The sequence below is a fragment of the Streptomyces sp. UNOC14_S4 genome, assembly GCF_020740835.1.
In the GTDB taxonomy this organism is placed as follows: domain Bacteria; phylum Actinomycetota; class Actinomycetes; order Streptomycetales; family Streptomycetaceae; genus Streptomyces.
Map to the genome: position 1 here is coordinate 1 of NZ_JAINFC010000906.1, position 1,450 is coordinate 1,450.

The window sequence follows — 1,450 nt, forward strand, 5'->3', positions numbered from 1 at the left end:
GGGCCGGGGCGGGCGTGGCGTAGCCGGTCTGCGGCGGCTGCGGCGCGGGCGCGGCGGACGGGCCGGACGGCAGCGCGGGCAGAGCCGGAAGGTTGCTGCCGCCGTCGAACGGCGCGGACACCCGGATGGGCGCGATCTGCGGCGTGCCCCGCTCGGCGACGAGGCTGTCGTAGATGGGGGTGTCCTTGAACGAGGACGAGGCGTAGTAGCCGCCGTAGCTGCTGCGGGGGGAGGTCATAGCCCATAAGTTAAGCCCACGCCCCTGGTCGGGTCTATGCCAAGGTCCCCGTTGACGCCTTCCTGACCTGCAAAGACGCAGGTCAGGACAGAACCGGCAGGTCAGGACACTCTTATCGGACCGGACGGGGTGTCAGGGCCCGCCGGACCGCCCGGACGGGCCTCACGCCGCCGCCCGTGAGGCCCTTCGGCAGGGCCGGGGCGGGCTGTCCGGCCCGGGCGACGGCCTGCCCCGGGCTCAGGCCGTGCGCTCCTCGCTGCGGTCACCGGACCAGAGCGTGTGGAACGACCCCTCGCGGTCGGTGCGCCGGTAGGTGTGGGCGCCGAAGAAGTCCCGCTGGCCCTGGGTGAGCGCGGCGGGCAGCCGCTCCGCGCGCAGCGCGTCGTAGTAGGCGAGCGCGGCGGAGAAGCCCGGGGTGGGCACCCCATGGGCGACGGCGGTCGTGACCACCGAGCGCCAGGCGTCCTGGGCGTGGCCGACCTCTTCGGCGAACCCCTTGTCGGCCAGCAGGCTCGGCAGCTGCGGGTCGGCGGCGAACGCGCTGCGGATACGGTCCAGGAACGCGGCCCGGATGATGCAGCCGCCGCGCCAGATGGCGGCCACGGCGCCGAGGTCGATGTTCCAGCCGTACTCGGCGCCCGCCGTGGCGATCATGTTCCAGCCCTGGGCGTACGAGACGACCTTCGACGCGTAGAGCGCCTCCTCCACGCGCGCCGCGAACTCCTCGGCCTCGGCGGGGGAGAGGGGCTCACGCGCCGGACCGGGCAGACCGCGCGCGGCCTTGCGCAGGTCGCCGTGGCCGGACAAGGAACGGGCGAAGACCGCCTCCGCGATGCCCGACACCGGCGTCCCGAGGTCGAGCGCCGTCTGCACGGTCCACCGGCCGGTGCCCTTCTGCTCCGCCTCGTCGGCCACCACGTCCACGAACGGCTTGCCGGTGGCGGCGTCGGTGTGCGCGAGCACCTCGGCGGTGATCTCGACGAGGTAGGAGTCGAGGCGTCCCGTGTTCCAGGTGCGGAACACCTCCGCGATGCGGGCGGGCTCGTACCCGGCCACGTGCCGCAGCAGGTCGTACGCCTCCGCGATGAGCTGCATGTCGGCGTACTCGATGCCGTTGTGCACCATCTTGACGAAGTGTCCGGAGGCATCGGGTCCGATGTGGGTGCAGCAGGGGGTGCCGTCGGGGGCCTTGGCGGCGATGGATTCGAGGAG

The 1,450-nt window shown here is 73.2% G+C and carries 2 protein-coding genes; both read right to left on the reverse strand.

What is annotated here, in order from left to right:
* Window positions 1–238, reverse strand: a 238-nt coding sequence (locus K6I34_RS36905; RefSeq protein ID WP_374231124.1) for a DUF6643 family protein, incomplete at its 3' end; no start/stop codon positions are given.
* Window positions 239–475: 237 nt separating this feature from the next.
* On the reverse strand, window positions 476–1,450 hold a 975-nt coding region (gndA, locus tag K6I34_RS36910; protein WP_229332380.1), incomplete at its 5' end, for an NADP-dependent phosphogluconate dehydrogenase.